Source organism: Bdellovibrio bacteriovorus (genome assembly GCF_001592755.1).
Lineage (GTDB): Bacteria > Bdellovibrionota > Bdellovibrionia > Bdellovibrionales > Bdellovibrionaceae > Bdellovibrio > Bdellovibrio bacteriovorus_E.
Genome location: NZ_LUKF01000019.1, coordinates 229,521 through 242,299 on the forward strand (window position 1 = coordinate 229,521; position 12,779 = coordinate 242,299).

The window sequence follows — 12,779 nt, forward strand, 5'->3', positions numbered from 1 at the left end:
GGAATGGGTAATGGGGGCGGAAAATCAAAAAGCCGCGCAACATTAAGTGAGATCAACGTGACGCCTTTAGTGGACGTCATGCTGGTACTTCTCATTATGTTCATGGTGACGACTCCGCTGATGCAACAAGGAATCGAAGTGGATCTTCCGAAGACCTCGTCCTCGGGAGTGGAGTTGAACGAAGAGCCTTTTGTTTTGGTGATTGGACCGGACCAAAAGATGACAGTGGCAAAAACGAAAATTGCCATGAATGAGCTTCGTCCAAAATTAAAAGCTATTTTTGAAAATAAAAAGAACAAACAAGTTTATATCCAAGCAGACCGCAAAGTAGATTACGGCTTCGTCGCGGAAGCTATGGCGGAAGTGCGCGCTGCCGGGATCTTTAACATCGGCCTTATCACGGTTCCAAAAGATCAGTGAACTATTTAGAAGAAGAAAAACAGCAAGACGATCAACTTTCTCGCGGCATAGGGATTTCTATTGCTTTGCACGCGGCTATTATTTCAGTGTTCACACTGAAAGCTGTTTTCTTTACTCCCGAACCTATTGATTTTTCTCAAGCTGTCCGCGTGGACATGGTGGGACTTCCAGATAAAGTAGAACCAAAGACTTTGCCAGCTCCTGCGAAAGAAGAGGCGAAGGCCGCCTTGCCGGAAAAAAATCAGGCCGAGGAAAAAACTGTGGAAAAACCACCTGAAAAAGTGGTTGAAAAGAAAACTCCGCCGAAGCCAGAGCCCGCTAAACCTGTGGCTAAAAAAGAAGACGGCGTAAATCTTGAAAAAGTAAAATCGCAACAGCAAAGTGCGCTGGAAAAACTAAAAGCCATGGCGGCCTTAGATAAAATCAAGAATGATGTCGCTGAAGAAAAGCGCAAGGCCGCAGCCGGTGCGGGAAAATCGGATTCAGGCGCCCAGAAAATCAAAGGCAATGTGTTGTCACCGGGAACATCTTTAACCGGACTCACAAAACTTCAGCATGATACCTATGCCTCTGACTTAGATAAACACATCAAAAACCACTGGGCTCTTCCTGAGTGGTTAGCAAAGCGCGACTTCAAGGCACAAGCGGTTGTCTTTATTGATTCGCGCGGAAACATCTTAGGCAGAAAAATTGTTAAAAGTAGCGGCAATCCCAGTTACGATGAAGCGGTATTGCAAACTATTGATAACTCGGCCCCCTTCCCGGCTCCGCCAGAGAAGTTTTTGGCCATCGTATCCGTAGATGGAATTATGATCGGATTCCCAGAATAGGAGATCACACATGATGAAGCAGCTCTTAGCCTTGCTCCTTGTATTAGGCATTTGTCCTTTATTCGCTCAAGCTCAGTCGAGCGGGATCTATATTAAATTAGGTGAAGCTCGCACGAAAAAAAGTTTATTGGCCTTGCCCGCAATTCAATATTTTGGATCTCCTTCTGCTGGATCAAAAAATCAGTCCGTGGGTGTTGAAATTTTTAATACCATTACGAATGACCTGACCGTGTCTGCTTACTTCCAGTTCATCAGCCAAAGTGCTTTTCTTGAAGACACAAGCAAAACGGGATTGATGCCTGCGCCGGGATCTCCGAATGGATTTAAGTTTCAAAGCTGGTCCGCTATTGGCGCCGACTTCTTAATCCGTGCGGGATACTCAATCGTAGGTAACGAATTAACTTTAGAGACCTATCTTTACCACGTTCCACGCGCGAACTTGATCGCCGGGAAGAAATATAAAGGCCCTGTTTCCAGCGCACGTCGTATTGCTCATACGTTCTCTAACGACGTTCTTAAAGCTTTAACTGGTAAAGAAGGTCCTTTCCTTTCAAAAGTAGTTGCCTCTTCGGATCGCGCCAACGCACAAACAAAAGAGATTTTTGTGATGGATTGGGATGGCGCAAATATGGAACAAGTTTCCAGCCATCGCAGTATTTCAATTTCTCCGGCTTGGTCTCCTGATGGAAAGAAAATTGCTTATACGTCTTACGTAAAGCGTGTAGGTGCGAAATTTAGAAACGCGGATATGCTTTTGTTAGATTTAGGCACAGGCCGCCGTTCTTTAATTTCTTATCGCCAAGGTATTAACTCGGGCGCGGCGTTTTCACCTGACAACCGTCACATCTATTTGACGATCTCTCAAGGAAACAGTCCTGATATTTACAAAATGACTTTAGATGGAACACTTGTTGGCAAAATCACCAATGGTCCTTCTGGCGCGATGAACGTAGAGCCGACTGTCTCTAACGATGGAAAGCTTTCTTTTTCTTCAGACCGTGCGGGTCGCCCGATGATCTATACAGCTAATAGCGATGGTTCCGCGGTAAAACGTATTACTTTTGCGGGTGTCTTTAACTCTTCACCAAGCTGGTCTCCAGACGGTTCTAAAATCGCTTTTGCTGGACAGAGTGAAGACCACTTCGACATCTTCGTGATGAACGCAGACGGAACCGGAATGATCCGCCTGACTTCGGCGAAACGACCTAATGGCAAATGGGCTAGCAACGAAGATCCTTCGTTTTCTCCAGATGGCCGTTTTGTGATGTACACAAGCAACCGCACGGGAAAAAATCAGATCTATATTTCTACTGTGGACGGAACTGAAGAGCGTCGCGTGACGACAGATAACTACAACTACTACAAACCAAAGTGGTCTAAAAACATTGAGTAATCTTCCTTTAGAGGAACAACTTAGAAAAGAGCGAAACGAGATTTGGTCTCGCTTCGCTCTGGCATCAAAAAACAATTCTGAGTCCGCGCAAAAAATCTGCCTTGAGTGGAGCCACACTGCGGACCATCTTCTTAAGACCGCTTTTCATCACTGCTTTTCGGGACAAAAAGTCGCTCTCTTTGCCTTAGGTAAATTGGGTTCGCTGGAATTAAATCTAAGCTCAGACGTCGATGTTTTACTCGTCGCTGAAAGCGAGAACGAAGTTTCATTATCCGCGCTTCGCAAATTTCAGAAGCTTCTAACTGAAAGAACCTTCCAAGGTTTCGTCTTTCGCGTGGACTTTGATTTACGTCCTGGCGGAAAACAAGGCCCCCTTATTCCTACTTTAGATCAGTTCAAAGACTACTACGGTAACTACGGAGAAACTTGGGAGCGATTAGCGTTTGTTCGTCTGCGCGCTATCTGTGGAGATAGTACCGTTGAAAATGAAGTTCTTTCTTTTTCAAAAAAGTTTTCTTTCCGTAAGCACTTGGACTTCACTCTTTTAGAAGACTTAAAAACTTTGCGCTCGAAGATTCAGAGTCACTATTGGGCAAGAACGACTTCGGAAGTTATTGATTTAAAATTAGGAATTGGCGGTATTCGCGATGTCGAACTCTTTGCTCACGCCCTGCAAGTCATTCATGGGGGAAAAGATCCCGGCTTACAAGTTCGCGGCACGACAAAAGCTTTAGATCTATTAAGTCAAAAGCAGCTTCTGCCGTCTGATGAGGCGCAATTCTTAAATTCTCACTACTGGAATTTAAGAAGCATTGAAAACTACGTGCAAGCGCTCAATGACGAACAAACACATTTGATCAATACACAAGAGGAACACCCCGAGTTCATCTTACAAGCATTGAAAACTCTGCCTTCACAGATGAAGCGTTGTGATCAGATTGTAAAAGGTCTTCTGGGAGAAGCTCCTCAAGATATTTCATTAGAAGAAGAACTTAAAAAATTAGGTTTGGCCGAAAATGACATTCAAGATCTTTGGCAGGAAATTCTAGGACAAGAAGTTCTTTCACGAAACAAGAACCGCGATGAGCTTGCGCGCAAAGCCTTTCTTGTAGCCTTTTTAGAGACTTTACGTGAACAAAAAGGTGATATTCGCCGAGGCCTTCTGCTTTTAAAAGATTTTATTCATGGCACGCGCGCAAAAGCCTCTTTCTTTTCCATGCTTTTGCGCGAAAAGGAACTGCTTCAAGAACTTGCCTGGCTTTTTGGTCATTCACCATATCTGTCGCGCATTCTTTGCAATCGTCCCGAACTTCTGGACAGCTTTGTCTATCGAATGCAAGACAAGCTGTCAGACGATCTTGGATCTTTATTAGAAGAGCTTGCTGAAAAGAAGCTGCTTTCTGAGGTCATTAACGGCAGCCAGTATCTTGAAGATAAAAATCTTCCGATCTTAGTGAAGAATCTGACTTCAACGGCCGATTTGGTTGTCGAAAATTTGCTGCGCGCTTTGAAACGCGATCATCCTTCCGACATCCAAGTTTTAGCTTTAGGAAAATGGGGCGGAGAAGAATTGGGTTTTAGATCAGACCTGGATTTTATTTTCGTCGTGCCCGCAGAACCTACCGAAAACGATTTCAAAGTCGCTAAAAGATTTATCACGCGCCTGACAGAACCACATCGCGGAGGAAATATTTATTCCATCGACATGCGCCTTCGCCCTTCAGGAAAAGCAGGCCCCATCGTAATTCCTCGCAAAGATTTGGAAGATTATCTTTTAAAAGAAGCTTCCGGATGGGAACGACAGGCCTATCTGAAAGCGCGCTATATTGGCGAGGGCGAAACTTCTCCTTTTCAATCCTATATCCATCGCGGCCTCACAGATGCGGATCTTTTGGAGCTTGAAAAAATCCGCACACAACTTGTAGTGCCGTCCGCATCGAATTTGAAATACAGCGAAGGCGGTTTGGTGGATGTAGAACTTGCGGCTCAAGCCTTTGTCCTTTTTCACAAAATCACTCCTAAGAATTCGAATACGACGAGTTTTTTTGCAGCCATGGGAGCCGAAGGATCTGTTCTTCAACAGAATTACGATCGATTGCGTCAAATCGAGCAAATGCTACAACTTGTCGCGTCAGAATCACTCGTGGAACTGCAGTCAAATCACGAGTCCTTTCAAGCGCTTGCCTTGGCGCTCCAAATTGCTCCTGATGAATTACAACTGGAAGTTTCTCGTCTGATAGACGGGAATATTACACTCCTGAAGGAACTTGACCCTCGCAGGCAGCCTCACTAATAGTGAGAGAGTTGGACAAAAGTCAGGGAGTATAAATGTCGAAGAATATCGATATTAAAAAGGTATTTTGGATTTACCTATTTGCATTCTTGTTAGCGGCTTTCAGTTTCCGCGCAGACGCAAAGACCGACGCAAAAACGACGAAGAAGGGAAATAAGGAAATGTTCGCACTATTTGAAACAACTAAAGGGAACTTTAAAGTTAAGCTTTTGAGCGATAAAGCGCCTAAGACAGTTGAAAACTTCGTAGGCTTGGCTGAAGGCACGAAAGAATGGACTGATCCTAAAACGGACAAAAAAGTTAAAAAGCCATTCTATGACGGTTTGGTATTCCACCGTGTTATCAAAGATTTCATGATTCAAGGTGGTTGCCCACTTGGAACTGGAACTGGTGGCCCAGGTTACCGTTTTGAAGATGAATTCACTCCTGGCCAACAAAAACACGATAAACCAGGCATCCTTTCAATGGCGAACGCGGGTCCAAATACAAATGGATCACAGTTCTTCGTAACAACTGTTCCAACTCCTTGGTTGGATGGCCGTCACACTGTGTTCGGTGAAGTTGTTGAGGGTATGGACGTAGTTCACTCTATCGAGAACTCTAAAACAGGTCCGATGGATCGCCCGGTTGAAGCGGTTGTGATCAAACACGTTAAGATCGTAAAATAGTTTTCGAAATTGATTTAAAAACTAAAAAGCCCGATGGAAACATCGGGCTTTTTTTTATTTCTTCTTAGGACAAAACTGTTCAGACCGAACCCAGAACGCCGGCGTACACATATCGTCCTGCCAAACATTTTCTTTGTTCGTCGTGTAGCCATAATACCAAACAAGTCTGTCATCTTGAGACTTCAGATTCAGCACGTTGGGCATTTTGTAAGGAGTGCTGCCGTTGATCGCATAACACCAACCGTAAGCACGCATTTCTGAGTTGGAAACAATTTCTAAAGAGTCCAAACCTGTCGGCGTATTGATGATAGAGTTCATGCCTTCGGGCCCACCAATGTAAGGAATTTTGTTCGCATCAAAAATCGCGACGGAAATCTCCCCTACTGATTTATTTAAATCAACTTCGACCTTACCGTGATGAACAGGTTTGTCGTCGCAAGGGCCATAGACTTCCCAAGTGATGGCTTGAGAATATGAAGAAGCTAATAAAGTAAGTGCAAAAAGAGTCTTTTTCATGGGGCCCTATCTATCAACTAAATAGAGCCCTGGCATCTTATTTCTAAGAATTTTGTTTGCGGACTTCTGCCATGTCGATTTCTTTGGATTTTTCTACCACTTGCTCAAAGATTTCCTCTGGTAAGGCGCCTGGTTGCACAAAAATAATATCGCCCTCTTTAATAACTGCCAGCGTAGGAATGGATTTGATCTCAAACTGCGAAGCCAGTTCAAGCTCGGCATCTGTGTCCACTTTTGCAAAAACCACGTCAGGGTGCTTCAGGGCAACAGCTTCAAAGATAGGAGCAAAACGACGGCACGGTCCGCACCAGGTAGCCCAAAAATCAATGATCACAAGTTGGTTGTTCTCGACAGTTTCTTTAATGTTGTCTTTCGTCATTACCATTACAGCCATCGTGAATTTCCTCCTTAGGCGTTGGTCTATGAATACTTTTGCACCTACTAAAAGCTTTGATGTTAAAACTTAAATACGCAACGATTTAATAAAACTTATGGAGGATTCTCGGATGAAAAAGCTAATTTTGTCGTTCATCGTTTTGTTTGGAGCTAATGCTTGGGCTGCGGGCGACGCAGGTTGTGGTTTAGGGAGCATGGTTATTTCTAAAAACACAAAGCTTCTGCAACTTTTTGCTATGACGACGAATAATACGACTTTGACTCAACCTTTCGGTATCACTTCAGGTACTTCGGGCTGCAACGCTCACGGTTTGGTTATGGCTGAAAAAGAAGTTCAGTACTTCGTTGAAGTGAATCAAGAAGATCTTTCTCGCGAAATGGCTCAAGGCCATGGCGAAAAATTGGCGACTTTGGCGCAAATGAAAGGCTGCCGTAACGAGGCTTCTCAAAAAGCTTTCGGTACTTTCACGCAAAGCTCTTATGAAAGAATCATCCCTGCAGCTAACACAACAGCTTCAGACCTAGTGCAAAATTTAAACAGAGAGCTTGCGACACAGGGAGATCTAAATACAATGTGTCATGGTTCGTAATTTCGTCTTTTGTCTTTTTCTTATCGCCCCACTTTTTACGTGGGGCTTTTCCTTAGATAAAGTCTCTGAATATCAAAAACAAATTATCGAACGCGAAATGTGGAACGATCCTCAATGGATCCGTCTAGGCCACTATCGTAAAACTTGGCTTAGTGATTTTAAGTCTCCGTTGTTAGGAAACTTCTTTCTTTCTTCACAAGGTTCTGTGAATCCCCGTGAAGAGTTATTAAAGACCATAGAAGTTCTTTTCAGTTCTGAAGAGAGCGCTAAAAAATATCAGTGTCATTACCTTGCGCGCACGTCATGGCTGAAAAGCGCGCTTAAGATGGATGCGCAAGACATCGTCGTCTGTCCTGAGCGCGATGCTTGGAAAAAACAACTGGGTGCCACAGAATTATTTCTAGTCTTTGCCTCAAGTGATCTGAACAGCGCGGGCTCTAGCTTCGGTCATACTTTTCTTCGTCTGCACAACCCTAAAAATGTGAAGCAGCTAGAACTTCTGGATTATGGAATTAACTATGCGGCGATGACCGGACCCGACGGTGGCGCGCTTTACGCCTTGAAGGGCCTTTTTGGTTTCTATCCCGGAAATTATTCGATGCTTCCCTATTATCAGAAAATGCGCGAGTACACGAACCTCGAAGGAAGAAACCTTTGGGAGTATCGCTTAAATCTTTCCGCTTCTGAAGTTTCGTTTTTAATCGATCATTTGCTTGAGCTTGAGGGCAGCTATGCTGATTATTATTTTTTAAGCGATAATTGCTCTCAGCAAATTTTGGAACTTATTGAAGTTGCAAAACCACATTTAGATCTGTCGAGCCAGTTCCATGATGCGACAATCCCCTTAGACACCGTAAAGACGTTGAATGATCACTGGCTGCTTTCCGATGAAAAACTGCGCCTTTCGCTTCAAACAGAGTGGCGAGCTCGTTACGCAGGATTAAATTTAGCTCAGAAAAATGCGCTTAAGAAAATAGTGCGACATCAAGATACTTCTTCACTCGCAAATTTAGACGTGAAAGAAAAGGCCGAAACTCTCGAGGCCTCTATCAGCTATCTAGCGGTGAAAGAATATCGAGAGGAAAAAGAATATAAAAATGAGAAATATGCTTTGTCAGTGGCGCGTGCGCGGCTGGGTCCTCAAACATCTCCTGTGCAAATTCCTCAGCCCCGGTCACCTTTAAGCAGTCCCAATTCCGTGGCCTGGTATTTAGGATACGGTCAATTTGATCATGAAGATTTTTATCGCTTTAAGTTTCGCAGAGCTTTTCACGATCTTTTATCCGATGACAGTGGACTTTCGCCATTTTCTCACTTAGAAATCTTGAGTTTTGATTTCCGTTATTTTTCAGAGAATCAAAATTTGGATCTTTACGAAGCTGTGCTTTTAAAATCTTTTTCAACGGCTCCCGTGACGACTTTGGATACTCCTGTTTCTTGGCGAGTGGAAGTTGGAACTATGCCGAAACTTGTGCCCTATTTTAATTTGGCGGCCGGATTTAGTTTTGATTTTTCTTTTCTTGAAGCCACTAGGATTTCATTGCTTGGTGTTTCTGAAAACTTAAATCTGACAGAGGTTGCTCAACCTCATCTAGGCCCTGAGATTTTACTGATGACAAAGACGCCGGGAATGCGGGCGCTTGTCGGTACCAAGTATCTTTACAATACTTCTGAAGGCCGTGGCTTTTTTGAAAATAAGGCCGGTGTCTCTTTCGATGTTCTTAATTTCGAAATTCGTCTTGAAGGTCGTGTGAGGGATGAGCTCCCCGAGTTCACGGCCTCTGTCATATTCTAGACACCGGGGTGCCTAGTTTCGTCCTGTCTCACAATGAGACGTGCCAAGCTCTTCTATATTTTACCTAAAGGGCCCAAAGCTTGCTTCTATCCAGTGTGAGACACAACCGTCTTCAAGGAGCAGCCATGAAATGGTTCCAAAAAACACTTACTGCGATCGCCACGTTCAATATGGTATTTTCGCCAGTTATTGCTTCGGCTGCCCCAGAGTGGACGGAAAAAGATAAGGCGCAATTAGCTCACTATCGCGATTACTTGGAACCACTCGGATACCGCCTGACATTAGATCCTAATGAAAAGAAGGCGTTGGTTTACGATAAGAATACTAATAAGTTAGCTATGGAAGTTCCTTTTGCTGAAGAAGGTGAACTTCGCAAATACTCTCCGAAATCTTTAAATCATATGCTGATGGAAGAAATGGTGCGCGTAAAGCAAGCTTCGAAAGCTTCTTGGTCGCATTCTGTAAGAAACCTTCCGGCAGAATCTGCGATCTTCTTCGTTGCAATGGGTGCCGTGGTTGCGGGTCAGCTTATTACAAACTATTCGCAAAACCCAATTGCAATGAAACAACACATTGAGCACTCCCTTTCACCTATTGGTGTTTTTGGCTTCTTTACTTTCATGTATTCACAAGGTGTTACGGCCAATGTTCTTTCTATGTATATGAAAAATCCAAAGTTCCATCACATGATTCCTTACTTGGGGATGACAGTCGGAGCTTTCTTGCAAACTTATCTTTCTCAAGTGGCTTCTGATCCAAATGTTATGGCGTGTGCGAAAGTCATGATGGGCGGTAAGGTCTCTGAAAAAGACCAAGCCAATGGCATTGATGCTGATCCATGCTCTAAAGCCTATGAATACCTAGTTCTAAAAAAGAAACTTTGGGAGTTCGCACCGGGCATCGTTTCTATGTTGATCTCTTCAGGTCTTGCGGGTGTGGCTCAGTCGGTTATTACTAAGACTGTATTGCGCATCACAGGCGTAGACATCGCTCTTTGGTTGGTTCCAGGCACAATGCACCTGAAAGGAATCCGTCTTCTTTTAGTAAAAGGCTTACAAATCACAGCTTTCGTAGCCATCGACATGTGGCTAAACCGCATCGTGGTCTCGACATGGAAGAATATGTACGACGGTGCTGATTTTTATGACGTCAATGATCGCTTGAACGACAAAATGAATCTTATGAAGAAAAGCCGTTGGGCCGCTGACGACAAAGATCTTCAGGCAGAAATGAAAGACTTCCGTAAAAAGATGACGGACTGGCGTATGATGAATATGTCGGAGGTGTATGAGGCTCACTCGAACTGGTCAGAGGCTTTGCACCAAATGACATCTATGTTTAATACGAGCTATTCGTTCTATGATTCATTTATCTCGGAAGTACAGAACGCCAGAAACGATCAAACTCCATATAAATTCCTAAAAGCTACGTATCCGTATAACGGTGTGACAGCGAAAGGACTGCCTGACGATAAGAAAGACCTTCTTTTCGTGAAACCACAATTCATTGAAAGCCTTCAGCACGAAACTGTTCAAGACACGGTTGCTGCAACCGAGGAATTGTTGAAGGGTGAAAAAGGAAAATACCTTTACGACTTAGAGAAGAAGAAATTAAATTCGATCCTTACAAAACTACGTTCACAAGAGCGCGAAACGGTTGGCGCAGGTCTGTCCGAGCTGTACGAAGAAGTTGGTCGCGCGATGCAAAACGTTTCTGTATCTATGGAATACCGTGATGTGCTTAGAACGATTTATGGTTCTATGGGTAAGCCGTATCCAATGATGGAGCCAGGCCGCGGTTGGGTTGAATCTTATGCTAATGCTCCAATGAACGAAGAAACCGTGAAGGGTGCGAAGTACTATCGTCAGGTAGGCCTTTTCATGACTCCAAAAGTAACTGACTATCTGGTTATGCAAATGCTATGTGGTCCCGACGTAGAAAACGGTGACCATGCAATTAAAAATTCTCGCGGTTATCCGTCTGTATTCTTGCCGCCACAGATCGGAAACCCAGCGGACCAATTTAATGCCTGCAATCATTTAGGTATGGCTCCCTTGATGCCGAAGGATATCTATAAATATCCTCTTCAGACTGCAACTAAGAAGCAATATCAAGGTGCTATTGACTATCTTGTTCACGAGACACGTCCATCTGTAATTGGTACGGCCGAGCAACCAAACTTCCAAAACTGGTGGAAAACTAGAACGGAAGCCCAAATGCAAAAAGCATTTGAAGAGTACGGAAAAAGCTATGATGAAATCGTCGCAAAGATGGTGAAGGCAGTTTACTATCCTGGTCGTAAATTCTTCAATGGTCGTCCTTTGGTCACGAACCCGATGAAGACATTAAAAATCTATTTCGACTCGAAAACTCGCAATCGCTACTTCGAAGGCGGTCCCGTTTACAACGGTGCTATGAACTCTGCATTCCAAGAAGAAAGAGTGTATCTTTCTATCCTGGGAGATTTGTTGCAACCCGCTTCCGAGTTCAACATGGATATCGCACACATCCTTGAAAAGGATCTGACACACCCTGCTTTGAAAGAAGTTGAAAATCAATTCGCCGTTCTAAATGGAATGATGAAACGGATTAAGGTCGCAAATAAAGAGGGCCGTGAGGTTGTCGAATCAGACCTTGAGAACTACGAGCTTGAAGAGCAACTTCAGAATATCCAAGGAGCTATTAAGAAACTTTCAACAGCTCTGGGGGTAGGTGACGAGCAAGAAGGTGCCGTTGTTCAATTGAACAAGCAACAACGCAATGTCGCCGTTACAGCTTTGGAACAGCTTCAAGGTTTAGCTACTGAAGTAATGATGTATGGCTCAATGGCGAACGCTGTAAGCTGGAGCAAAATCAGAAACTTGAAGAAAATGGATATCGAACAACAAAAGTTTAATAACGAAATCCAAGCACGCCTGGATGCTATGAGAGGCATTTCAATGCCGGGTAAGCACTAGGATACTAAGCTAAAATAAAACGATTTTGAAAAAGGCATGGCGACTGCATGCCTTTTTTCGTTTCTGAATAATCCTGTAATATTAGAAGCTTAGAGTCTGTCTCAGAACGAGATCCGACTAACAAAAAACGCTCTCCGTTAGTTCTCTGACACTTCAATTTCAACTAATGCGTATAGACGCCCTAAGGACCTGGCGAAGCTTTTGCTTATTAGTTCATTGTATCGATTTACAAAATTAGGGAGAGAGTATGAAAAAGGCATTTGTATCAGGAATTATCGTTTTAGCATCTTCATTCGCATTGGCTGCTCCAGTTAAGACTACTCGCGAGGCTCTTGTTGAGTACAATAAACAGTGGAAAGAATATGTTTATGGAAAGTCAGGCTCTGCGGCTAAAACGGCTGATATGGGTATCGCTAAAAACCGCATCGTTGAACAACTAGGTGTTCACGGTCGCGCTTCTGAGATTAAAAATGCTCTAAGCGGAAATGTCAGCGCCAAACACATGGACGCCTTCGTTTCTATTATCGCAGCTAAAAAGCTTGCCGCTGAATGGTCTAAAACTGACTCGGCGGAAGCTCAATCCCTAAACGCTGCTGCTGACGCAAGCACCAAAGCATTGTTGAATCGTTCTTTAAGAGACGTCCCAAAGAAAACAGAGCTTGGTGAAAACTTGACGGTCGTAACTGAAGCTTTGAATAAAATTGAAGAAATGCCTGCCGAAATCCTAACAAACTTCTCAAAGGCAGAGCGTGATTCTTACACTCTAGTTTTAGAGAAGTATGACGAAATCAACAGCCGCGTTACTTCCCTTAAGGCTGAAGACAACTTCGTTCAAGCAATCATGGAAGTGAAAAAAGTTGATCGCGCGAAAGCTCTTGAGATCGTAAGAAAACTTAAAGAGTGCGTTTAATCTAAATTGTA

Annotated in this window: 11 protein-coding genes; 9 read left to right on the forward strand and 2 right to left on the reverse strand. The window is 43.7% G+C overall.

The genetic code is table 11. The features are described 5' to 3' along the window. Positions 1-3 precede the first annotated feature (3 nt). Genes AZI85_RS15780 through AZI85_RS15800 form a run of 5 tightly spaced genes read left to right on the forward strand, consistent with a single transcriptional unit; the run spans position 4 to position 5,604 of the window. A complete protein-coding gene (locus tag AZI85_RS15780; protein WP_063206610.1) occupies positions 4-420 on the forward strand; it encodes an ExbD/TolR family protein in 417 nt (138 codons plus the stop codon). Beyond that, entirely contained in the window at positions 417-1,250 is an 834-nt protein-coding gene (locus AZI85_RS15785) for a cell envelope integrity protein TolA (RefSeq protein WP_063244954.1), read from the forward strand. Before AZI85_RS15780 ends, AZI85_RS15785 begins: the two co-directional genes overlap by 4 nt. Positions 1,251-1,260: 10 nt before the next feature. Then, complete coding sequence (locus AZI85_RS15790; RefSeq protein WP_063244955.1) at positions 1,261-2,643, forward strand: PD40 domain-containing protein; 1,383 nt, start codon at positions 1,261-1,263, stop codon at positions 2,641-2,643. Then, positions 2,636-4,936 carry a glutamine-synthetase adenylyltransferase gene (locus AZI85_RS15795; protein WP_063244956.1) on the forward strand — a complete coding sequence of 767 codons (2,301 nt, stop codon included), beginning with the start codon at positions 2,636-2,638 and terminating at the stop codon, positions 4,934-4,936. The genes AZI85_RS15790 and AZI85_RS15795 overlap by 8 nt, the downstream gene beginning before the upstream one ends. A 35-nt stretch (positions 4,937-4,971) precedes the next feature. Beyond that, on the forward strand, positions 4,972-5,604 hold the full coding sequence (locus AZI85_RS15800) for a peptidylprolyl isomerase (RefSeq protein ID WP_081111045.1): 633 nt from the start codon (positions 4,972-4,974) through the stop codon (positions 5,602-5,604). A 54-nt stretch (positions 5,605-5,658) separates the two neighbouring features. Here AZI85_RS15800 and AZI85_RS15805 read toward each other — a convergent pair whose 3' ends face one another. Next, positions 5,659-6,120: a hypothetical protein gene (locus AZI85_RS15805; RefSeq protein ID WP_063244957.1), complete on the reverse strand. Its 462-nt coding sequence runs from the start codon at positions 6,118-6,120 to the stop codon at positions 5,659-5,661. A 43-nt stretch (positions 6,121-6,163) separates the two neighbouring features. Then, positions 6,164-6,514, reverse strand: a complete 351-nt coding sequence (trxA, locus tag AZI85_RS15810; protein ID WP_063244958.1) for a thioredoxin — start codon at positions 6,512-6,514, stop codon at positions 6,164-6,166. A gap of 112 nt (positions 6,515-6,626) precedes the next feature. On the opposite strand from trxA, the gene AZI85_RS15815 reads away from it, so the two are divergent. From AZI85_RS15815 to AZI85_RS15830, 4 genes are all read left to right on the forward strand, one after another. After that, positions 6,627-7,106, forward strand: coding sequence for a DUF3015 family protein (locus AZI85_RS15815; RefSeq protein WP_063244959.1), 480 nt, complete (start codon positions 6,627-6,629; stop codon positions 7,104-7,106). Beyond that, positions 7,096-8,901, forward strand: coding sequence for an Lnb N-terminal periplasmic domain-containing protein (locus AZI85_RS15820; RefSeq protein ID WP_063244960.1), 1,806 nt, complete (start codon positions 7,096-7,098; stop codon positions 8,899-8,901). The genes AZI85_RS15815 and AZI85_RS15820 overlap by 11 nt, the downstream gene beginning before the upstream one ends. A 125-nt stretch (positions 8,902-9,026) precedes the next feature. Continuing rightward, complete coding sequence (locus AZI85_RS15825) at positions 9,027-11,858, forward strand: hypothetical protein (RefSeq protein WP_063244961.1); 2,832 nt, start codon at positions 9,027-9,029, stop codon at positions 11,856-11,858. Positions 11,859-12,105: 247 nt separating this feature from the next. Beyond that, positions 12,106-12,768 (forward strand): hypothetical protein, encoded by a 663-nt coding sequence (locus AZI85_RS15830; RefSeq protein ID WP_063244962.1) that lies wholly within the window; start codon positions 12,106-12,108, stop codon positions 12,766-12,768. The last annotated feature ends 11 nt before the right edge of the window (positions 12,769-12,779 follow it).